Source organism: Nicoliella lavandulae, from assembly GCF_037546185.1.
In the GTDB taxonomy this organism is placed as follows: Bacteria; Bacillota; Bacilli; order Lactobacillales; family Lactobacillaceae; genus Nicoliella; species Nicoliella lavandulae.
The window spans coordinates 97157-118795 of the sequence record NZ_JAWMWH010000003.1 but is presented as its reverse complement, the minus strand read 5'-3'; the positions used below and the strand labels follow the sequence as shown (position 1 = coordinate 118795).

General features: G+C 34.9%; 20 protein-coding genes, 1 pseudogene and 1 other annotated feature. Of the genes and pseudogenes, 10 read left to right on the top strand and 11 right to left on the bottom strand.

Annotated features, from left to right (window positions below; translation table 11 throughout):
* Positions 1-44: 44 nt before the first annotated feature.
* Positions 45-1943, bottom strand: a complete 1899-nt coding sequence (locus R4146_RS07060; RefSeq protein WP_339960753.1) for an acyltransferase family protein — start codon at positions 1941-1943, stop codon at positions 45-47.
* 245 nt (positions 1944-2188) lie between these two features.
* Between R4146_RS07060 and R4146_RS07055 the strand changes: the two genes are divergently transcribed.
* From R4146_RS07055 to R4146_RS07020, 8 genes are all read left to right on the top strand, one after another.
* Entirely contained in the window at positions 2189-2827 is a 639-nt protein-coding gene (locus tag R4146_RS07055; RefSeq protein WP_339960752.1) for a FadR/GntR family transcriptional regulator, read from the top strand.
* Positions 2827-3558: a DUF6198 family protein gene (locus R4146_RS07050; RefSeq protein ID WP_507237302.1), complete on the top strand. Its 732-nt coding sequence runs from the start codon at positions 2827-2829 to the stop codon at positions 3556-3558. Before R4146_RS07055 ends, R4146_RS07050 begins: the two co-directional genes overlap by 1 nt.
* Positions 3522-4424, top strand: coding sequence for an IS3 family transposase (locus tag R4146_RS07045; RefSeq protein ID WP_339960653.1), 903 nt, complete (start codon positions 3522-3524; stop codon positions 4422-4424). Before R4146_RS07050 ends, R4146_RS07045 begins: the two co-directional genes overlap by 37 nt.
* 27 nt (positions 4425-4451) lie before the next feature.
* Positions 4452-4937 (top strand): DUF6198 family protein, encoded by a 486-nt coding sequence (locus R4146_RS07040; protein ID WP_339960751.1) that lies wholly within the window; start codon positions 4452-4454, stop codon positions 4935-4937.
* A gap of 82 nt (positions 4938-5019) precedes the next feature.
* Positions 5020-5262 (top strand) — a binding site (T-box leader).
* A gap of 72 nt (positions 5263-5334) precedes the next feature.
* A complete protein-coding gene (locus R4146_RS07035) occupies positions 5335-6522 on the top strand; it encodes a metal-dependent hydrolase family protein (RefSeq protein ID WP_339960750.1) in 1188 nt (395 codons plus the stop codon).
* A 17-nt stretch (positions 6523-6539) separates the two neighbouring features.
* Positions 6540-8180 carry a peptide ABC transporter substrate-binding protein gene (locus R4146_RS07030; RefSeq protein WP_339960749.1) on the top strand — a complete coding sequence of 547 codons (1641 nt, stop codon included), beginning with the start codon at positions 6540-6542 and terminating at the stop codon, positions 8178-8180.
* 193 nt (positions 8181-8373) lie between these two features.
* A complete protein-coding gene (locus R4146_RS07025) occupies positions 8374-8514 on the top strand; it encodes a hypothetical protein (RefSeq protein ID WP_339960748.1) in 141 nt (46 codons plus the stop codon).
* 348 nt (positions 8515-8862) lie between these two features.
* Complete coding sequence (locus tag R4146_RS07020; protein ID WP_339960747.1) at positions 8863-9450, top strand: hypothetical protein; 588 nt, start codon at positions 8863-8865, stop codon at positions 9448-9450.
* A gap of 52 nt (positions 9451-9502) precedes the next feature.
* Here the strand turns inward: R4146_RS07020 and R4146_RS07015 are convergent, their stop codons facing one another.
* From R4146_RS07015 to R4146_RS08910, 10 genes are all read right to left on the bottom strand, one after another.
* Positions 9503-10201 carry an aspartate/glutamate racemase family protein gene (locus tag R4146_RS07015; protein WP_339960746.1) on the bottom strand — a complete coding sequence of 233 codons (699 nt, stop codon included), beginning with the start codon at positions 10199-10201 and terminating at the stop codon, positions 9503-9505.
* A 183-nt stretch (positions 10202-10384) separates the two neighbouring features.
* On the bottom strand, positions 10385-10750 hold the full coding sequence (locus R4146_RS07010) for a hypothetical protein (protein ID WP_339960745.1): 366 nt from the start codon (positions 10748-10750) through the stop codon (positions 10385-10387).
* A gap of 239 nt (positions 10751-10989) precedes the next feature.
* Positions 10990-12381: an amino acid permease gene (locus R4146_RS07005; RefSeq protein WP_339960744.1), complete on the bottom strand. Its 1392-nt coding sequence runs from the start codon at positions 12379-12381 to the stop codon at positions 10990-10992.
* Between the two features lie 386 nt (positions 12382-12767).
* Positions 12768-14201, bottom strand: a complete 1434-nt coding sequence (locus tag R4146_RS07000; RefSeq protein WP_339960743.1) for a hypothetical protein — start codon at positions 14199-14201, stop codon at positions 12768-12770.
* 158 nt (positions 14202-14359) lie between these two features.
* Positions 14360-14836 carry a YbaK/EbsC family protein gene (locus R4146_RS06995; RefSeq protein WP_339960742.1) on the bottom strand — a complete coding sequence of 159 codons (477 nt, stop codon included), beginning with the start codon at positions 14834-14836 and terminating at the stop codon, positions 14360-14362.
* Between the two features lie 5 nt (positions 14837-14841).
* Positions 14842-16431 carry a putative polysaccharide biosynthesis protein gene (locus tag R4146_RS06990; protein WP_339960741.1) on the bottom strand — a complete coding sequence of 530 codons (1590 nt, stop codon included), beginning with the start codon at positions 16429-16431 and terminating at the stop codon, positions 14842-14844.
* Positions 16432-16512: 81 nt separating this feature from the next.
* Positions 16513-17736, bottom strand: coding sequence for an ABC transporter permease (locus R4146_RS06985; RefSeq protein ID WP_339960740.1), 1224 nt, complete (start codon positions 17734-17736; stop codon positions 16513-16515).
* 1 nt (position 17737) lies between these two features.
* Complete coding sequence (locus R4146_RS06980) at positions 17738-18640, bottom strand: ABC transporter ATP-binding protein (protein WP_373695361.1); 903 nt, start codon at positions 18638-18640, stop codon at positions 17738-17740.
* Between the two features lie 68 nt (positions 18641-18708).
* The gene (locus tag R4146_RS06975; protein WP_339960739.1) at positions 18709-19374 is read right to left on the bottom strand and encodes a LysR family transcriptional regulator substrate-binding protein; all 666 of its coding nucleotides are present in this window, start codon (positions 19372-19374) and stop codon (positions 18709-18711) included.
* 29 nt (positions 19375-19403) lie between these two features.
* Entirely contained in the window at positions 19404-19583 is a 180-nt protein-coding gene (locus R4146_RS08910; RefSeq protein ID WP_373695353.1) for a helix-turn-helix domain-containing protein, read from the bottom strand.
* A 150-nt stretch (positions 19584-19733) separates the two neighbouring features.
* Here R4146_RS08910 and R4146_RS06970 point away from each other — a divergent pair.
* Together R4146_RS06970 and R4146_RS06965 are read left to right on the top strand one after the other, a co-directional pair.
* A pseudogene (locus R4146_RS06970) lies at positions 19734-19997 on the top strand (thiamine pyrophosphate-binding protein); the annotation flags it as partial.
* A 336-nt stretch (positions 19998-20333) separates the two neighbouring features.
* The gene (locus tag R4146_RS06965) at positions 20334-21581 is read left to right on the top strand and encodes a DUF5776 domain-containing protein (protein ID WP_339960738.1); all 1248 of its coding nucleotides are present in this window, start codon (positions 20334-20336) and stop codon (positions 21579-21581) included.
* The last annotated feature ends 58 nt before the right edge of the window (positions 21582-21639 follow it).

Here is a 21639-nt window from a genome sequence, read left to right as displayed (position 1 = left end):
GTAAAAAAAGAAGCTTTCGTTTTTTGCGAAAGCTTCTTTTGAGTTTATTTAATAATTGAACGAGTAATTAAACCAACGTATTTTTGATTTCCTACTGGATTGGGGTGGACATGATCATCCCAAAATAATTGTGGTTTGTTCTTACTATATGAATGCCAATCAATTATGTGTAAATTATGATATTTCTTAGCAGCCTTAGCAAGAGTCATGTTAACTTCACCTTCCCAATACATTGTTGGGACGTGAACATTGATCCAATATATTTGACGATTATGCCCAATCTTATGGATGACCGTTTTCAGTTGTTCATCGTTCATAGGGCTATTGGTACCTAAGTTGATTAACACGTTACTAGCCAATCGTTGCTGTTGCTTTAATTCATCAATTACATCTGGGGCTTGCCAAATTTGGCGACCGACTTGAGCTGATACATATGAATTAGTGAATACTTTCTGTAAATCAACTGACGAGTCTGCCATAACTGAATCACCAATCGCAGTTAGTGGCATCTTACGTGCAGTTAAGACTTGGTTATGACTTAGTTGATACTGCTTAGCAATACTACGTTCAGCACGAGTAAGTTTGATTTTTTTATCTTTTTTAACTGATTCTTTTTTACTATCATCAGCTTGAGTAAACTTAGTTTTATCGTTTTTAGCCTTAATTAAGGCCTCATTCTTTTGAATTGTCCGTTTTAAACTATGCTTTGGTTCAGCTTGAGATGGCTCTTGTGTAGCACCAACTGCCGTAATAACTACAAGAACAGTAAGCGGAATCAATAGTAGTCGTTTTTTACCATATTTAGAATTAGCTTTAAATAGTGAAGCTATATCCTGGGCCTTCAGATTGAAGTTGAAATGCCGTAGTGGTGATTCAATCCAGCGGTATGAGATTTCACTAATGATTAGAATGATTGCGATTTCAATGATTGCATTGGCCACGGGATGTGCCCCAATCGTTAACACCTTAGCTTCATAAAAAATCATGACCGGAAATTGATATAAATAGATGCCATAACTACGGGTTCCAATCCATCTAAAGATTGGGTTAGTCAATAAACGATTAACACTAGTATTTGGATTAACACAAGTTGCAATTAGAATTACAGTAAGGAGAGAAATTGCTCCCATCCCCCAATTATACGTAGCAGCTGCCTGACCAGATAGACTAAATAGTAAATAGATAATTCCACCCATTGATAGTATCCCTAGCCAAGTTAAAATTGGATTAATTACTGGTCGCAAAAACTTCTTAAAATGATTAGATGGTAACAAGATAGCAAGGGTAACCCCAAACAGAATTGAAAACATCCGCGTATCGGTTCCATAGTAAACCCGATTAATATTACTAGTGGAGTGATAAACCATTGTCATCCATATTGTTGCTAAAGCTGATAGTGGCACCAATAAGTATAAAATCCGTCTTCTTGATCTAAGTATTTTTAGTAAGATAATCAATAAAATGGGCCAGATTAAATAGTACTGAGCTTCAATAGACAGAGACCATAAATGGGTGAATGGAGATTCACCTTGAAAACGATCGAAGTAACTTTGGCCATGCCCAATTTCCCACCAGTTATATACATACAAAAGGTTAGTCCAAATGGTGACCCTTAAGTTGGTCAAAAGATTTCTTTGAAAAAGGGTAATGTAAGTACCAGTTGCAAAAACCATGACCACTAATGCTGGATATAATCTCCGCATTCGGCGATAGTAAAAGTTTTTTAAACTAATTCGCTTATTGCGTTCCCACTCTTGCATTAATAAATCCGTGATTAAGTATCCAGATACACTGAAGAACATTGAAACCCCTAGGTATCCGCCCTTAATACTATATGGCAGCAAGTGAAAAATAATTACCGCGATTACCGCAATGGCTCTGATACCGTCTAGTCCTGTAATGTAGCGACGTGAAGAGTTTTGGCGGCTATTTTTATTTTGCATTTTGTACTCCTAAATATTTAATTATAGTAATTATAGAATAATTTAATTTGGATTTTAATTTAATGAATCACCTACTTTAATTAGTTTTAAAATAAACAATTATAATAATATAACTTTATACTGCATGTAACAAGGTGCAAAGTATTATAATACCATTATTTAGCTCATTTATGGTTAATATTTGACCGAAAAATTCATCAGATGTATTATTAATTCATCTGATGAATTTAATGGAGTGATTTAAATTGTCAAATAAAAAGGGGAGCCTAAGTCATGTTGCTGCTCAAAATATTGTTAAATATATTCGAGAAAATGGCTTAACTGCAGGTGATAAGTTACCAACAGAGCAACAGTTAATGACATATTGTAACGTAGGTCGATCAACAATTAGGGAAGCTATCCATAGTTTGGTATACACCGGTGTGGTCACCGTTAAGCAGGGTTCTGGGACCTATGTTAGACAACTGGTTGAAGTTCAAGTTAACAATCCATTGCTGCGCAAAAATATTAAGATGATTGAACATGAGGTTATTGATGAATTAGTAAATGATGATGTTTCTGATGATGAATGGATAACGTTAAAAGCGATGTTAGGCAGACGAAATCAGCTATTACGTGAACACAAATTCAAAGATTTTATTGATCTTGATGTTAAATTTCATACGAAAATTGTTGACCTAGCTAATAATACTTATTTATCAAAGTGGTATCGTGAGTTAATGCCACTATGGAAACAACATTTAGCAGAATTAACAAAACAACAATCAGATTTTGAAACAAACATTGATTACCATAATCGACTATTTAATGCATTGATTGAGCGTGATGCAAAGACAGCAGTTCAAATGATTGAACGAGTTGGTAACCATGGAAAGGAAGCTTAATGATGAATCAGCAAAGTAAAAAAGGATATTGGTGGATTTTATTATATCTAGTTGGATTAAATGTATTAGCCTTAGGAACAGTATTATTTACGTGTGGTAAATTAGGGGTTAGCTCATTAGTCTCAGTTCCGCAGATATTATCATTTATTTTACCGATTACTCTAGGTCAGGCGACATGCACTGCACCCCAAAGTTTGTACAAAACTTTGGGGTGTTTTTTTGTGTCTAAATATAAAGTAGAAGATAAATTAAATGTAATTAACGCATACCTAAACGGTATGGGATCGCAAATGGTGGCTAGAAACTTTGGAGTTAAAAGTAGAAATACTGTTTTATGTTGGGTTAAGAGTTACAAAAAACATGGACTAAATGGTCTTAAAAAAAGAAAGAATATAATCGAATACTCTACCAAAGAGAAACAATATATATTAAACTGGATGAAAACGACTAAATCATCTTATCCAGAGGCAGCTTATCATTTTAATATTCCTTCTCCATCAACTATCTGGACTTGGGAAAAACGACTAGAGCAAAAAGGTATTGATGGTTTATTGTCCCGAAGGGAAAGAAAAGCCATGACAAAAAGGAAAACTAACAAAGCCGAATCAAACAATACTAATACCGATAAAGAAAAATTGAAGAAGATTGAAGAAGAAAATTTAATGTTGAGAATAGAGAATGACTTCTTAAAAAAATTGAGGGCCTTAGACGACGAAGAAGACCAGAAGTAATTATTAAAATAATCGACGAACTAAGGCTGAAATACCATACCACTAAAACATTAATACTAAAGGCATTAAGGATATCTAGAAGTACTTATTATTATATTAGATCAATCCAAAATAAGCCTGATAAGCACGCTGAAATCGCTAAAATTATCAAGGATATTAAAGATAAAAATAAATCCTACGGATATAGAAGAGTGTGTTTAGAATTAACTAATCGTGGATACCGTGTTAACCACAAACTAGTATTAAAGATAATGAAAAAGAATAATTTACTATCTTCATCATATTCAAGAAAAACACGTAAGTATAATTCCTATCGTGGTCAGGTTGGAAAACTTAAATCAAATCAATTAAATCGAAGATTTAATACTGACAGACCATATCAAAAGCTCTGTACTGATATCAGTGAATTCAGATATGGAAATTGTGATATTAATCATCGTATTTATCTTTCACCTATTATGGATTTATTTTCTGGTGAAATAATATCCTATAACATTAGCAGCCATCCAAATATGAACTGTGTTATGAAACCGTTGAAAGAAGTTATTCAATTAGTTAAGGATTTACCATACAGAACGACAATTCATAGTGATCAGGGAGCTCAGTATCAAAGTCATATCTGGCAAAAAGAGCTTAAGAAGAATAAGATATTTCAAAGTATGTCCCGTAAGGGGAATTGTATAGATAACTCACCTATGGAATCATTTTTCCATATTATGAAAGCTGAAATCATGGACTGTAATTATGACTTTAAAGAAGATTTAATGTCGTCAATGAAAATATGGATTGATTATTACAATAATCATCGTATTAAAACAAAACTAGGCGGAAAGTCACCGGTTCAATACCGGAAACTTTCCGCCTAGGAAAAACAATATAATAATGTACAACTTTTGGGGTGCACATCAACAACGATTTTTTTTATTGTATTAGTAGCTGTTGAATTAGGAATTTTACGAAAATTTAGGTTTGAAATTATTGCGCAACTATTGCTGGCATTTGTATTTGGATGGATCGTTGATTTTTATGGATTAAAAGTAGGGTTAGATAGAATGGTGCTAAGTAATGTATGGGAACAATTATTAGTAACATTATTAGCAATTATATGTACTTCATTAGGCATCTTTATGATGGTCAAAGCAGATTTTGTATTAATTCCAGCAGACGGTTTGGTCAACGTAGTTAGTAGTCAATTAAAGGCTCAGTTTGGTAAGGTTAAATTTGGTTTTGATTTAACGATGATTGTTATTTCGTTGATACTAAGCCTAACGTTTGTTCACCACATTGTAGCGATTGGAATTGGGACAGTACTTGCAGTCCTATTAGTTGGCCAATTAATTCGATTATGGGAATACTTATTTGTAACGAGTCGAAGTTAAATTAAATAAATTGCTTGACAATAATTAAAAAACGGTTAGAATTACTATTAATAAATAACATCGAAAGATAATTTAATTTTAACTAAAAGCGTCGATTAGAAAGAGTAGTTTAAAATATTGAATTAGAGAGGTTCCATTTTGGTGAAAGGAACTATCAGTATGTTAAATGAAAATCCTCTATGAGCTGCCGGGTGAATTAGTAACCTGTGCTGGGAATTCCCATTATTGAATCTGCAAATCAACGGGTTTGTTTGAGTGATGTCGTTTTAATTCAAGATGATTCGGCATAACAAAAGGTGGTACCGCGCTTTTAGGCGTCCTTTATTTCTGATACAGAAATTTAGGGCGCTTTTTTTATTTTATTAGTGATTTAAAAATTTGAGGAGTGATTTTTATTATGAGTAATACATTATTTGTAAACATGAATTTATTTGATGGTAAGAATGATGCTGTGAATTCTGACTCATGGATGTTAGTAGATAATGATTCAGGCAAGTTATTAGCAGTTGGAACTGGTCATGATGTTCCGGAATTTGATGCAAAAGTGGACTTACATAATAAGTTTGTAATGCCAGGATTAGTTAACTGTCATACCCATGTGACACTGGATGCGAATACATTTGATGGTGCACCACAAGCTGATCAAACTGAAACGACGGTGCGTGCAGTTAATAATTTAAGAGCATTGCTAAAATCGGGGGTTACATATATTCGTGAATGTGGAAGTACCTATGGATTGGATACGACCCTAGCTAAATTACAACGCAATGGAAAACTAAAACAGGTTCCATCGATTTTATCATCTGGGCATGCATTTACGATGACTGGTGGCCACGGTGATTATCCCCATGGTGGAAAAGTAGTTGATTCACCAGATGAAATGCGTAAGGCCGTTAGAGCGAATTTTAAAAACGGAGCTCAAAGCACCAAGGTAATGGCAACTGGTGGTGTAATGTCACCTGGTGACTATATGGATGAACCACAATTGACACTGGCAGAATTAAAAGTGGCGGTTGAAGAAAGTCATAACAAACACGCGGTAGTGGCGGCACATGCTGAAGGAAATCCAGGAATTATGAATGCGCTAAAAGCGGGTGTAGATTCAGTTGAACATGGCTTTTATGTGAACGATGAAGAAATTGAAATGATGTTAGCACATGGTACATACCTATCACCAACTTTAATTTCTGCATGGAGTATTGCAGTTGAAGGAAAGAATACATTACCAAAGTGGGAATATGATAAATTGGCTAAGGCATTAAATGATTTAACTGCCAACATTCATAAAGCTTACAAAAAGGGCGTTAAAGTGACGTTAGGAACTGATGCTGGAACCCCATATAACGATTTCAGTAAAACACCAAAAGAATTTGAATTACTAGTTGAAAAAGAAGGCTTTACCAACTTTGATGCACTATCTACATCCAGACATTCAGCTGAATTAATGCAATTAACTGACTATGGAACACTAGAAGCGGGCAAGTATGCTGACTTTTTAGTATTGGACGCCAATCCGCTATTAGATGTTAAGGCAGTTCAACAATTGGATAAAGCAGTTTATAAGAATGGTAAACGGGAATTTTAAAAAGGGGGGGCAATTAAATGATGAAACATAAATTATTATTAGCTAGTTGTACCGCGTTACTATCTTTTAGTTTAGTGGGATGTGGTAAGAGTCAATCAGGATCGAACACTAGCAGCGATTCGGCAAAGACGCAAACGTTAAATTGGATGTCGAGTGCCAACCTAATTACATTAGATCCATCAAAGTGTGTGGATATCACTAGTGCAACTACGCTAGGGAATGTTGATCGGGGATTATTATTTAGTCCGGATGGTAAAACGGTAGAACCAGCAGTTGCAAAAAGCTATAGTGTTTCTAAAGATGGGAAGACTTATACATTTAACTTACGGCATTCTAAATGGAGCAATGGTGATGAAGTAACAGCTAATGACTTTGTGTATGGTTTTCAACGAACGGTTAATCCTAAAACAGCATCTCAAGATGCATATGTATTTGATCATGTTGAAAATTATGCAGCTATTCAAAAGGGGACAGCTAGTCCTAAGACACTAGGTGTTTATGCCCCTAATAAATATAAATTGGTGGTTAAGTTAACGAAACCACAGACATACTTTAAATACTTAGTGACTCAAGCTGCTTATTTCCCTCAAAATGAAAAAGTAGCTAATCAATATGGTAAGAAATATGGAACCAATAGTAGTGCCCAAGTATATAACGGACCATTTAAGGTTACCGGATGGTCTGGAACCAATGATAGTTGGTCGTTAGTTAAGAATGATCAATACTGGAATCATAATGATGTTAAGCTTAATCGAGTTAACATGCAGGTAGTTAAAGATAATCAAACTGGTTTGAATGAATATCAAACTGGTAAATTAGATGAGGTAAGTCTAAACGGGAAGGAACAAGTTGCTCACTTTAAAGGAACTAGTCAATTTAGACAAAATAAATCTGTTTATTCTAACTTTATTGAGCTTAATGAAAATAAAGTAGCTGCTTTCAAGAACTGGAATATAAGAAGAGCACTTTCACTCGCAGTTGATCGTGAACAATTCGTAAAGGATGTATTAGGTGATGGCTCAACACCAACGAAGGGATTTGTTGGCAACAATTTAGCTTCTTATAACGGGAAAGACTTTGCAGATGAAGGATACGTTAAAGATGCGGCTAGCTATAACTTAGCTAAAGCGAAGAAGTTATTTAAAAAGGGAATGGCTGAACTACATCTTAAAACTCTAAACTTAACGTTGACTTATGATGATACTAGTGCTGCTAAGTCGACCACAGAATTTTTGCAAAGTAACTTTGAAAAACTACCAGGACTAAAGGTTTCAAACATTAATGTACCTAGACAACAAAGAATTGCTAGATCATTTGCTGGTAATTTTGACATGGTGGTCACTGGATGGGACCCAAGTTTCCCAGATCCAATTGCTGCACTATCAATTAAAACATCCAATAGTTCAATTAACTTTAGTAAGTGGAAGAATAAGGAATATGATTCATTATTAGCTAAGTCTGAAAATGATGATGCTAACAATCTAACTAAGCGTTGGCAAGATATGGTAAAGGCTGAAAAAGTATTTGGTAATGATCAAGGTGCAATTCCATTCTATCAAAATACCAATCCGGTAGCGCTTAAGGACAATGTTAAAGGGCTTAACTATACCCCAACCGGTAGCGTTAGTTGGGACTTTTCTAAAGGATATGTTAAATAGAATATAAAGTTCTATAAAAATTAGGTTATCCATATAGGTAACCTAATTTTTATTTTGGATCATTTTTGAGTTGTTTTAACTAGATAATTGAATTAGAATGAAAACAAAATACTGGTAAGTGCAGGCGTAACCAAATGAACAGTGCCGTTGATGTGAAAGGCTTATTATGGTAACTTTCTTATTTTTGGTTTGCATGAGTTTAATTGCTGGTATTTTAACTGGAATTATTGGGATAGCTTCACTAACTTTATATCCGGTATTATTATCCATTGGAATTGCACCAGTAACTGCTAACGCAACGGTAACAGTAGCTCAGGTTGGGGCTGGTGCATGAACTATCTTATCATCAATAAAAGAATTAAAGGGTCATTGGAAACAGACATGGCTAATTGCAATTTTGAATACAGTTGGATGAATTTTTGGGGCTGCATCAGACCCATTATTGTTCGGTTAATCCCATCTAAGGTAATTAAGCTAACCGTTGGTATTTTTGCAATTGGGTTAGCTTGTGTAATGTGATATGCAACTTACTTTAAATTAAAAATGGTAGCAAGTTCTATGGATTGGACATGCTACCATTTATTATTTAATTCGTAGATTTAAAATTAAATGATAATAATTTAAACTATTACGTGATTATGTTGTATAATTTATCATATAGTAATATATTGGAGGCTATGATATGGCAATTAATACAAAGAAGTTATTATATGCGTTGGCTGCTAGTACTGTATTAGCAGGATTTGGTTCAGCAACAATTAGTACTTATAATGGTGGAATTACTGCGAATGCAGCTAAGAAACATCATAAAAAGAAGCATCATCAAAAGAAACATAAGCAAAAGAAAACCACAAAGGTTAAGCAAACGGTAACTAACCAAACTGTAACTACTAACCAAAATGCAGATGGTACCGATAATATTTCGGACTATGCAACTCCTGGTGACTGGTTTGTAACTAACCAAGCTAAGTTAACTAGTTACTACAGTAGTCATGATGCAAATGCATATAATGCAGGTGCCACTGATGCCAAGAATTTGGAATTAAACCCTAGTGAATATAACGATCTTGGTTACAAGTACGCTTATATTATTAGCTTGGCTAATGATGCAACTAAGCCATTTCTTACTGATGCTGCTGGTTCAGTAGCTTATTACAATAAGATTTATAATATTTATGCATCTGCCGGAAGTTATATTAATACTAACCATCCAGCTAATCATATGTCATTAAATTCTTCCACCCTACAATGGAGTGAATTTGAAAACTAAAGTAAAAGACGTCGATATTCTCGGCGTCTTTTTGGTTATTTAAACTATTGATTTATTTCTCTAAAATCATATCTACAGCTGCATCAATATGAATCTTAGCAATATCAAACGTGGAAACTTGTAAATCATTAGGTTTAATAATTAGCGGTAGTTCAGTACATCCTAGAATGACTCCATCTAATGAATGTTCAGTAATTAATTGGTTGATCATTTTAATCAGTTGCTGTTTAGTATTGTTATTTACAATTCCATTTTCCAACTCAGTAACAATTTTTTCATGAATCCATTGTTGGTCTTTGTCAGATGGTAATACAATATTAATACCAGCATCCCTAAATGGTTGTGCAAAGAAATCATTTTCCATTGTAAATTTTGTGCCCAATAATAGTAATCGTTTTAAGTTCATGCTTTTTGCCCTAGTCAATGATGTTTCAATAATGCTCAACAGGGGTAGGGCGGTTCTTTCTTGAATTTGATGAAAAAGAATATGGGGTGTATTACCACACATTAAGCCAAAGTCAGCACCAGATTTATGTAACTCGTTTGCGGCATTACTAACATAATTAGCAACATCATCATATTGATGGTGATTTAGTAAATCAAACATATGATACATATTAATACTAACGATTGATAGTTCTGGCAATGACTGCTGACTATTAATTTTATTTTGGTAACCCTTGATGATATCCAAATAATATCTCATCGTTGCTTCCGGACCAATTCCTCCAATAATGCCAAGTTTTTTCATCTGCCAGTACCCCCTTGTAATTTATATTTTAACTTAAATTATGGTTGCTAATCGTTGCAAAGTAAAGCAGCTCGCCTATAATTTATCGATTACACGATTGAACGATTACTGACCTAATAGATGAAGTATTTATAGACAATAAAAGTGTCTGATCTAGCTGACCAGGCACTTTTATTTGTAATATTATTTTTTGTGTAAATGAATTATTTGAGTATCGTATTCTACTAATAATGTTTTACCAGAAATTTTAAATGGTGAACTTTCATATTGACCACTAGTTGGCTTAACACCATAATAACCTTTGTAAGGTTTTTCAATTGTATATTTAATACCCTTATTTTTTTGGCCCTTTTTATAATCATCGTATACCCATACATGTTTCTTACCTATTTTATACTTAAGAGTTTGTTGATAGACTGTTCCATACCAAGTTCCACGAGCTGCTTTTGGAGAAGTAACAGCAGCATTTGCAATTGGTGCCGCCAAGGCAAATGACGTAGTGGCTAGTGCAGCAATTGCACCAGTAATAATAGATTTTTTAATGTTCATAACCATTATCTCCTTTTCATTATTGAAATAAATAATAAAATCATTTCAATAAAAACATTTTATGTAACACTTAAATATTACTATATTTCATAATGTGAATCAATTTTTTTGCATTTATCTAATACCATTAGCTATGATTTTGACATGCTTTTTATAAATAAAAAGACCAAAATCGTAAATGATTTTGGTCAAATATAGCACTATGATTAGATACTAAAACAGGTTGAAAAATGGTTATATTAGTTGGCATTAGTCTCTAATTTCTTTTGAGTAATTAACACATAGCCGCCGAATCCAATTGCCCATGCGATTGCAGCAACTGCGCCAATGATATCTTCCTTAATAAAGAATAAACTAGCAAAGATAACTAAAAAGAAGGCAATGGTAAGTGGACTGGTAACCTTGTACCAAGGCATCTTAAATCCACTTGGTAAATAGTCACTTGATTGACGGTACTTACGGTGCGCAAGCATTGTTAATGCATATACTAAGATGTACATATCACTAGATGCACCAGTTACAATTGTGAATACTGATCCGGTGGCTGCGCTTGCACTCATAATTGGAGTGATTAAAACTAGTCCAGCTGATAATAAAATGGCAGGTGTAGGAATTCCATTTTTTGAAATTTTAGCAAATTTTTCCTTTAAGAAACTACCTTCACGGCCTTCAGTAGCAATTTGATAGAAGTGTCGACCTGATGAAAAGATAGCACTGTTTAATGCTGAAGCAGCTGAAGTTAACACTACGAAGTTAATTAATGCAGCTGCAGCAGGGATGCCAGCTAATTCAAAGATTTGCACAAATGGACTAACATCTGGAGAAAGTGAACGCCAAGGAATAATTCCCATGATTACAACTAATGCTCCAATGTAAAATAGTAAGATTCTTAGTAATGTTTCGTTAACTGCTTTTTTAATGATTTGACGGGGATGTTTGGCTTCACCGATGGTAATACTTACAAATTCAATCCCTTGAAAGGCGAAAAAGACCATTGGAAATGATGAAATAAAATTAAATGATCCATTAGGGAACATTTGATATCCCTTAGTAATATTGGCTAATGAAGCATGTCCTAGTGGAGTAGTACTTTGTTTAACCATCATGAAGATTCCAGTAATGATCAATGAAACAATCGCAATAATCTTAATCATTGCGAACCAAAATTCAGTTTCGGCAAATAGTCGGGCTGCAATTAAGTTAAGACCACAAAGAATGGCCAAGAACACTAATTCTACAATCCACGATGGTACGTTGGGTAACCAAAATTTAACATATGCAGCGACCGCAGTTAGCTCGGCCATACAAACAAAAACTAGGCCGATCCAATACGTCCATCCTGTAAACCGTCCCGCCGCTGGACCTAAGTATTTAGTAATAAACGAAACAAATGTATGGTGGGAAGGATCTGAATAAAACATTTCACCGATTGCTCTCATCATTAAAAAGAAGAACAATCCTAATACTAGATATACAAGAAGTACTGATGGACCAGTTTTAGCAATCGTACTACCTGATCCTAAGAATAATCCGGTTCCAATGGTACCACCGATTGCAATCATTTGAACGTGTCGATTACTTAATGATCGGTAAGTACCGTCCGAATTTTTATTAATGTTCGAATTTGCCATGTTTAACAACTCCTTTTCCAAATTAATGTTACAAAAAATAACGTATACTGAAGCTTAATTAAAATATAATTAGTTTTCTAATTTAATTTTAACTAATTATATCACACTAATTCGGTAAATCCAATTGTTTTTTTCAAAAAATTTATTTTTATTCGGTTTATTGCACTTAATTTAGTAATTATTCATATATTATTCATATGTACATGTCATGATTATTAACATCCATTAAAGCCTTTTATCATGCAATTATGACTCACAATAATATTAGCTTTGATCTTCGTATTTATTTCAGTCAGTCCATAATTTATAAATTACAGAAAAAGACTAGCTGAATTTTTTCAACTAGTCTTTTAAGATTATTTTTAATGACTTTAAAATTATTAATTTTAGCTAGGGGTATTAACGTTGGTACTGTTGTTGCCATCTTGAAATTCAGTGTTTTGAACTGAGTATAGCACCTTATTATTGTTAGCATTACCATTGATTACTACTTTGGAGTTAGATTCAGCACCATCAATTGTATCTAACTTAATGGTGTTGTTATTACCACCCATAATTAGTTCACGAGTAGCTTCTGATTCTTGTTCAGAAGTTAGATGGTTTCCCTGTAAGACGTTGTTGCTCCCAGAAATATAAATATCACCAATTTTCTTATCAAATCCCTTAGGGTTGTCTTTATTGCCACGAATGTAAACGACGTTGTTAGAAAGGGTGTTATAGTTTCCGGTAATGTAAATAGCCCGACTATAATATGATTGAATGTTATTATTTGAAACCATAACGTGATCACCATTATTAATTTCTAAGTTCGTAAATCCATCTGGATAGATATTATTATCTGAGATAGTAGCAGCATATGGATTATCTAATTTGATTGAAATCCCTTCTGGTTGGGCACCAATAAAGTTATTGATAATTTTAGCTTGTTGGGATGCACCTAATAATTGAACTCCATTCTTTAATTCAGAAATCCAATTATCACGAATGTCAGGCGTGTCTGCACCATTTAATATAATTCCATGGGTTGCGTTCTTCAACGCAACGTCATGAATTTTTAGGCCATCAGAATCTTGAGTGCTATTGATTAATGTTTGCAATGTTTGATTACTATTACCAACCATATTAAGATGATCGACTTCGACACCACTAATTCTAGAACTGGATTTGGCCGTACCAATTTGAATTCCAGTATTATTATTAGCAGCTACAATTAATCGGATACCCCCGCCGGAAGTTAATGAAGTGTTGTCAGCATCAACATTAGATCTGATCCCGGCATTGATGCCCTTAATTCGAACGTGGTTACGATTGATCAAAATTGGTGTTTTTAAATAAAAATCACCGTTAGGAATTAAGATGGTTCCACCAGATGTAGGTAGCTTAGAAATGATTGTGTTAATAATGGCTCCAGTATCAACACTTGAATCGCTACTCTTAGCTCCATAATCAGTTATGTTATAGTAAACTCCGGATAGTGCGTCCTTTCCGTCCTTTCCGTCTTTTCCATCTCTGCCATCTTTTCCGTTTTGTCCATTGCTACCATCTTTACCATTCTTACCGTCGATTCCATTTTTACCATCTTTACCGTTGGTGCCATTTACGTTAATCACATTATTATTGATATTTTTAGTTTTGGTTACTTTTTTACTCTTCTTAATTTTTGATTTAGTGATTTTTGGTTTAATCTTCTTTTGTACCTTTTTATTCTTTTTCTTGACGGATGCACTGGTGATCGTTGAACTATTATGAATGCTATCGATGCTCATAAAAATAGTAGATACGGCCAGTAATGAAATAACTCTTTTGACATTAATATTCAATTTTAAATCCCCTTTATGTATACTTATTGTTAGCTTTTTCATTATACTATTATTTTCAATGAGATACTAATCGAATTAGCAAATTATTGATTATTTCTACATATAATTAAAAAGACTGCTACTGATGTTAAATTCAGTAACAGTCTTTTCTGATTTGATTATCCTTCAAAAGATTTAAATTGATAACCGTTTAAAATATCCTTGATTCGATTACCATCAAAAATAATGGTTTGATCGTTTTGATTTGGATGGTATGCAACGTGATGATTTTGTAAAATGCTCTTTGCTACATAATAAATGACAGATTTATCATGGTCATTTACCGCATTCAATATTGATACTGATCCAGGATAGGTGCCTAATTTATCCATTAGTTCTGGTTCAGAAACGAAGCTTAGGTGTTTATCATTAGTCATGCTAGCCAGTTCTTTTAACGGAATTCTTAAGTTAGCAGGCATACTGAAAAGATAATATTTAGACTTGTTTTGATTATGCAAGAATAAATTTTTAATCTCTAAAACATTATCATCTAAGTTTAAATTTTGTGCATCTTGGATGGTGTAAATAGGTTGATGCTCAACTAATTTAAATGGAATCTCTAAATTATTAAATAACTGCTTTAAATCTTGATTCATAATAATTATTTCCTTTGATTTAATTCAATTCCAAATATATCCTTTAACATCCCGGTTTTAATTGTAAACGTTAAATAAATGGTAACTGTAATAATGCCATAAAAGGCAAGATAGATAAAGCTACTGAACCGATCCATTGGGTTAAAATCATTTTGCAATGTAACGTGATAAATTGCTAAGATGATCGTCAAGCAACTATTAATAAAAATGATGGGCATTAATGGTTTCAAGCTAACTCCATAGAATCGATTGAGCCGATGATATCCTAACAATAATATTATTACGAATGCGACGTCAGTGGCGATGATGGCACCATTAGCGCCGAGTGCTTTAAGTAATGGAAATTGCAGTGCTAGCTTTATGATGATTCCAATCAGCATGTATAACACAGCTTTACGGCTTGCATGCACTGATTGGAGAAGGGTCAATGCGTTAACCGCTAGCCCTAAAAAGATGCTTTGGATGATATTTTGTACTAAAAAGTAACTACCGACTGAGTCATGAGTGAATAAAATGGTATAAAGTGGCCCAGCGGCGAAACCAGCAATAATAACAATTGGCAATAAAAACAACAACAAGAGCCGATAATTTTCTATTAGTAACTTTTTGATACCAGCCCGATCTCGTTTAGCATGAAGTTCAGCAAACAGGGGTAAACTAGTTTCTGATACAGAAGTGGCTAATGAAATGACCATAACAGTGATTTTACTGGGATTGGCTGATGAGACGGTATATAAATAGTTAACGTATTCAGCACTAAGATGGTTAACCCCCACTAATACCTGTTTGAAAAATACTTGGTCAATGAATTGGCTAATTGTAATGCATGAGCCGACGAGAACAAATGGAATGGATGAATACCAAAGCCCCATTATGGCCTTAGTGATATTGTTTAGCGAGCGGGGTTTACTGTCCGCCATTTGTTCACGATAACTACCTAATTGCTTGCGGCCATAAAAGAATAGGTAGAGATAACTAGTTAATGAGCCTATGAACGCACCAAAAACACTGAAATAAACAGCAATAATGTAATTCATATGGAGCACTTTTACAATTACAAAGGTCGCACCGATAATAAATAACGCCCGAGCTAACTGCTCCCACAGCTGTGAAATTCCATATGGTTTTAGGTCATTGTGTCCCTGAAACCAGCCCCGGACCATGCTCATGGACGGAATTAAAATAATTGCGGGGACTAGCATTCGAATTGACGTTACTGCTTGATCGATTGAATTAACGGGCGTCCCAGCTGCGATGATGGGGGCCAGTAAGTACAAAACAATTCCACAGGCCACTCCGGCAATTAACATAATGATTAAAGCTAGTTTAGTGATATAAGCACTATCTAAATATTGATTACGTGAGTTAAGGGCCGAAACCCGGCGAGCGATTACAGATGGTAATCCGGCGGTTCCAACGGCGATTAATAGTCCGTATGGATTATAAGAGGCGTTAAAGATAGCTTGGGCGTTGAGTTGGTTACTATAACTACCGAGCATGATTAACCATGGGATTAGATAAACAATTCCTAATACCTTGGATAGGATGCTGCTAACTGAAAGCCAAAAAGATCCAGATAACATTTTTTTATTCAAGAAGATCCCTCTAATTCTAATATTAATGATAAATACAATTATTGCATATTAAAAGCCATCTCGAAAGATGACTTTTAATAATTAATGATATTTAATTCCATGGATTAAACTTTTTAACCAACCACTATCATCATTTTGCAGCATTAGACCTTTATATATTTTAGCGATTCCGTAAATTAATCCCCAGATGAACACAATGAGAATCACAAGTGAAATCGCAATGTTTAGTCCACTGACTTGTCCATTAATGACCCGAATTGGCATAAAGAAGGTCGAAGTAACAGGTATATATGATAATACTTTGGCAATGATTTGGTTACTATTGTTCTGTAACATTAATGAGCTGAAAAATAAAATCATAATCAGAAATACAACTGGCTGTGCTGCTTTGGCTGCGTCTTCTTTACGCGCTACTAGCGCACCACATGCTGCTGATAACAAGATTCCAATAATTAATCCTAACACGATGAACACAAAGTTAATGTTAATCAAATTGCCCAAAATTTTATTAATTACTGGTTCATATTCGCTAAGCATCTTTTTCATGAACGGCGTGCGTTTTAAGAATTGATAGCTACCACCAATAATGGCAACGTATACTGCCAACTGAGTGAGCATCATTAAGATGACTCCGCTGATCTTACCGATAAAATATTTTACAGGAGAAGTACTACTAAATATAATTTCAATAATCTTTGAGCCCTTTTCTTTAGCGATGACACTAGCAGTAATTCCTGAATACATTAATAATAGAATGTACAAAATAAAGATCAAGGCATCTAATGATATTAATTTAATAATGCTTTCGTTAGATTTGTTATTGTTCTGAACTTTACTTTTAAACGTCGGTTGAATTGATAGCTTGGCTAATTGATCATTAGTTAGATTACCGTTATGGATATTCAACTGGCTTTGCTCAATTGCTACGATTCGCATTAAATCGTCCTTAATGTCACTATCTAAGCTTTGGTCTCCAACATAGTTAACCTGGAGTTGATCATTTGATTGTTCAACGGTTACATATCCAACCAAGTCACCAGTTTTAATCTTAGCTTTTGCTTCTGGAATGGTTTTAACACTTGAGTCAATTTCATCGCCATCTGATTTAACGATTCCATTTTTAATATTGGAATTAGCAATTACTGCATATTGTTCCTGAGCATTATTGGCACTATTCCCACTAATAAAGCCACTCCCAGCGGTAATAATAACAAAAATAAATGGTAGTAACAGCATTAAGATAAAGCTTTTTGATTTAACTTGACTAGTATATGTCTCTGAAATGATGGTAAATAACTTACTCATTTTATTCACCAACCTTTTCTCTGAAGATTTCATCTAACGATGGTGGCTGTTGACTAAATTCCTCAATGTATTTACCATGGCTAATCATTTCAAATAATTGCTTACCGACTTCTGGATTGGATAGCTTCAATTTGTATTGATGCTCACCACGAGTTATTAAATCAACCACACCCGGTAGTTGTTTTAATTCATCTGGCGACATTGGGGTGGTAACGAATAATTCATTCTTACCAAATTGATTACGTACCTGTTGGACGGGGCCGTTCAAGACCACTTGGCCGTTACGTAACATCACCAAGTCATCGCAAATTTCTTCAACGTTGGTCATATTATGACTGGAAAAAATGATGGTGGCACCGTTATAACGCGCTTCTAGAATCGCTTGTTTTAAAAAGTCAGCATTAACTGGATCTAATCCACTAAATGGTTCATCTAGAATAATTAAACTAGGTTCATGAATCAACGTACAGATAAGTTGAATCTTTTGCTGATTTCCTTTTGATAGGGACTTGATTTTATCTTTGGGTTGGCCTTTAACTTCAAATTTTTGGAGCCATTCATTGATTCTAGCCTTAGTCCATTTAGCCGGCCGATCCTTTAGTTTCGCAAAGTAAATGATTTGTTTTTGAATTGTTAACTCAGTCATTAAGCTGCGTTCTTCTGGTAAATAGCCAATTTTATCAAATGTATCGTTAGTGATTGGCTGATTGTTCCACTGAATCGTACCATCGAAACGAATAAAGTTGAGAATACTATGAAAAGTGGTCGATTTACCAGCACCATTTTGACCGATTAATCCTAATATTCGACCAGTGTGGGCATCAAAAGAAACATTTTTTAATGCTTGCACATTTTTAAATTGTTTGGATAAGTTACTAATATGTAAAATAAACGTCATCTCCATAAATATTAATATAGTTAAATTCATTATATCTTATTATGTAGAATAACGCTATTTATGATGAAATCGGTCTATTGATTGAATTGACTAATTAATTGATTCGCCAAGTTTGTTAGTGGTGGAGTGGATTGGGTTTCTTTTAAGTAGACTAATCCCATTTGAATCGATAACATCTGGTCTACGATTGGTAACATTTTGACGTTAGTACATTGCTTAGATGTTAAGACGGATTTAGGTACTAGCGCTACGGAATTTGCATCATTTTGAATGATGTTGATGCAACTACCGACACTACTTAATTCATATTGATAGTTTGGCAGAATTAATTTGTCTTGGAAGAACTGGTCAAGTAACTTACGAAAGTGAAATTTACTCGACATAGTGGAGATAGGAGTCTGGGCCACCTGGTTCATTGAAATTTGAGTTAGTTGCGCTAACTTGCTTTTAGTGGCCACAACCGCTACTACTTCATCATCAAAGATAAACTGACTAGTTAGTTCACGATCCTCAACCGGTAAAAATGTCACCCCGGCATCTAGTTGATGATTTTTAATCTTAGCGATAATTTCGGAGTGTATTATTTCCTGCATTTTAATTTTAGTATTGGAAAGATGGTTCATTAACGGATAAAATAATTGATCTTCTGCAAAGCCGACCTTTAAGGTGGTTTCTTTTGATTGAATAAACTTGTCCATTGATTGGCTGGTTTCGTTAATATTTTTAAAAATCTGACCCACATGAATTACGAACTCGTTGCCAGCAGCAGTTAATTCAATATGTCGCCAGTTTTATAAAATAACTTCACCTGAATGGCTTTTTCTAGTGCTTTAATTTGCTTACTAAGGACAGGTTGGCTAATGTATAGTTCTTCGGCCGCTTGGCGATAGTTCAGTGTTTGTACCAACTTATAAAAATACCTTAGCTGATTAAAAGTAAAATTTTCCATATTGAATCCCCTCGATTGATAACTAAAAGTTATTAGTTCCATAGGTTTTTGATGATTGTTGCATCAACGCATTTGGAACTAAGATATATACATGCTCGAGCGAAAGCAGAAATAGATATACGATATTATTTTACATCGGGGGAATTAATAATGTACACAGTTTCAGATTATTTAGTTGATGTTGTTAAAGCTATGGGTGCCAATCGGATTTTTGGGGTCCCTGGTGATTACAACTTAGATTTCTTAGATCACATTACTAGTCGTGATGATGTTAAGTGGACTGGTAACGCTAACGAATTAAATGCTTCATACATGGCTGATGGCTATGCTCGTAAGAACGGCTTTGCAGCCTTCGTTACAACCTTTGGGGTTGGTGAATTGAGCGCAATTAACGGCCTTGCTGGAAGTATTGCGGCTAGTCAAGCCGCTAATGATGTAACGCAAGCTACCTCATTAGTAAATCAATTGAGTCAAGCTGTGGCTAGTGCGAATGTAAATGCAAGTCAAGCGGCTGCTGCAACTCAATCTGCTAGTCAATCAGCAACGACGAATGCTCAAACGTTGGGTACTGATACTTCAACGGACAACCAAGCAATGCAAAGTGCTAGTTTAGCAACTGCAGCCGTTAATAGTGCTAACCAACAATCAGCAACAGCGTAAGCTACGGATAGTCAAGCACAATCAACAGCGAGTCAAGCAAACAGCACTGATGAATCAGCAGTAGCTACTGCTAGTTCTGCAGCTCTTCAAATGAGTATTGCCATTGCAATGCTCAGTAACGCAGCGAATGCTACGAACAGTGTGGTTAGTGGGATGAATAATACTACTTCGGCATCGAGCAACCCTACTTCGAACCCTAGTTCTAATTCGCAACCATCAGCTAGCGTTAATCCAACCCCTAGTTCTAATGCAACCAATAATGGAACAACACCAAGTACTAGTGGTTCCACATCGATTAACAACAGTGCATCGTTGTACGTGCCATCTAGCAGTAGTAATAGCACAACGACTACTTCGACGACGAATGGTGGAACGACTGCTAACTCAGCTACTTCAAATGGAACGACCGGCACCACGAATGCAGGGCCTACCACAAACGGTAGTAGCGTAAACGGTAATGCCACTAATAGTAATTCAGCGAATGCTAGTTCTAGTGCTACGATGAGTAGTAGTGCTAACTCAGGATTGAGCAGTAGTACAACTGTGAACTACTATTCTGATGCAATTCGGGATGCCAAACGGGATTCGGTCAATGCGTCATTTGCTAACAATTCGATTTACAAGGGTGCTTACAATGGTTTCGTTCAAGGATTGAATGGTGATTCAATGGCTAGTGTAGCTAGTGACAATGCTGAATATGTCAAGAACTATCAATCAGCATATGCACAAGGCCGTGCTAGTTATATGAATTACTATTCTGAAGGAGCCTCTGAAGCTGCTGAACAATCGATGGCAACGACTTCACTACGTGACAAGCCAAAGGGTTACATTAATGGTTATGTCAATAAGTTCAATGCCAAGTTAACTAAACGGCCAATTTATATTTACAACCACAAGCCAGTCTATGTTTATAGTCAGGCAACGTTTGACAAACGTGGTAAGATCATCAAGCGTGATCAAAGACCACAAAACAAGATCCATGAATTTGAAGTTAAACGGATCAAACTCGCCAAGAGCGGGTTGGTTAGATACTACGTTAAGAGCCATCAATCTGATCGCCATATCGTAGGATACCTAACTACGAATCCAAAATTCATTGCGAATGCATACTATCAAAAGGCCAACCTAAAGCATAATACTGATCGAAAGATTCGAGTAATTAATGATAAGGGAATTTGGACTCATGGTAGCAAATCATTTGATACTAAACACCGCTTCTATCGAGTTGGTGCTAAGCTAAAGGTTAAACGAGTGGTAAGATATAAAGGGGTGACCAGATTCTATATTGGTGCTGGTAAGTATATTACAAGTAACAAGAAATTCGTGAAATTTCTTTAAACCACATTAGGTTTAAAAAAAGACCGTCACTATCTGATTCAGATAGTTTGACGGTCTT

Coding starts and splice junctions, on each gene's coding strand:
- R4146_RS07060 (WP_339960753.1), bottom strand. CDS start 1,943: ATGCAAAATAAAAATAGCCGCCAAAACTCTTCACGTCGCTACATTACA.
- R4146_RS07050 (WP_507237302.1), top strand. CDS start 2,827: ATGATGAATCAGCAAAGTAAAAAAGGATATTGGTGGATTTTATTATAT.
- R4146_RS07035 (WP_339960750.1), top strand. CDS start 5,335: ATGAGTAATACATTATTTGTAAACATGAATTTATTTGATGGTAAGAAT.
- R4146_RS07030 (WP_339960749.1), top strand. CDS start 6,540: ATGATGAAACATAAATTATTATTAGCTAGTTGTACCGCGTTACTATCT.
- R4146_RS07025 (WP_339960748.1), top strand. CDS start 8,374: ATGAGTTTAATTGCTGGTATTTTAACTGGAATTATTGGGATAGCTTCA.
- R4146_RS07020 (WP_339960747.1), top strand. CDS start 8,863: ATGGCAATTAATACAAAGAAGTTATTATATGCGTTGGCTGCTAGTACT.
- R4146_RS07015 (WP_339960746.1), bottom strand. CDS start 10,201: ATGAAAAAACTTGGCATTATTGGAGGAATTGGTCCGGAAGCAACGATG.
- R4146_RS07010 (WP_339960745.1), bottom strand. CDS start 10,750: ATGAACATTAAAAAATCTATTATTACTGGTGCAATTGCTGCACTAGCC.
- R4146_RS07005 (WP_339960744.1), bottom strand. CDS start 12,381: ATGGCAAATTCGAACATTAATAAAAATTCGGACGGTACTTACCGATCA.
- R4146_RS06995 (WP_339960742.1), bottom strand. CDS start 14,836: ATGAATCAAGATTTAAAGCAGTTATTTAATAATTTAGAGATTCCATTT.
- R4146_RS06985 (WP_339960740.1), bottom strand. CDS start 17,736: ATGAGTAAGTTATTTACCATCATTTCAGAGACATATACTAGTCAAGTT.
- R4146_RS06980 (WP_373695361.1), bottom strand. CDS start 18,640: ATGGAGATGACGTTTATTTTACATATTAGTAACTTATCCAAACAATTT.
- R4146_RS08910 (WP_373695353.1), bottom strand. CDS start 19,583: ATGGAAAATTTTACTTTTAATCAGCTAAGGTATTTTTATAAGTTGGTA.
- R4146_RS06965 (WP_339960738.1), top strand. CDS start 20,334: ATGAGTATTGCCATTGCAATGCTCAGTAACGCAGCGAATGCTACGAAC.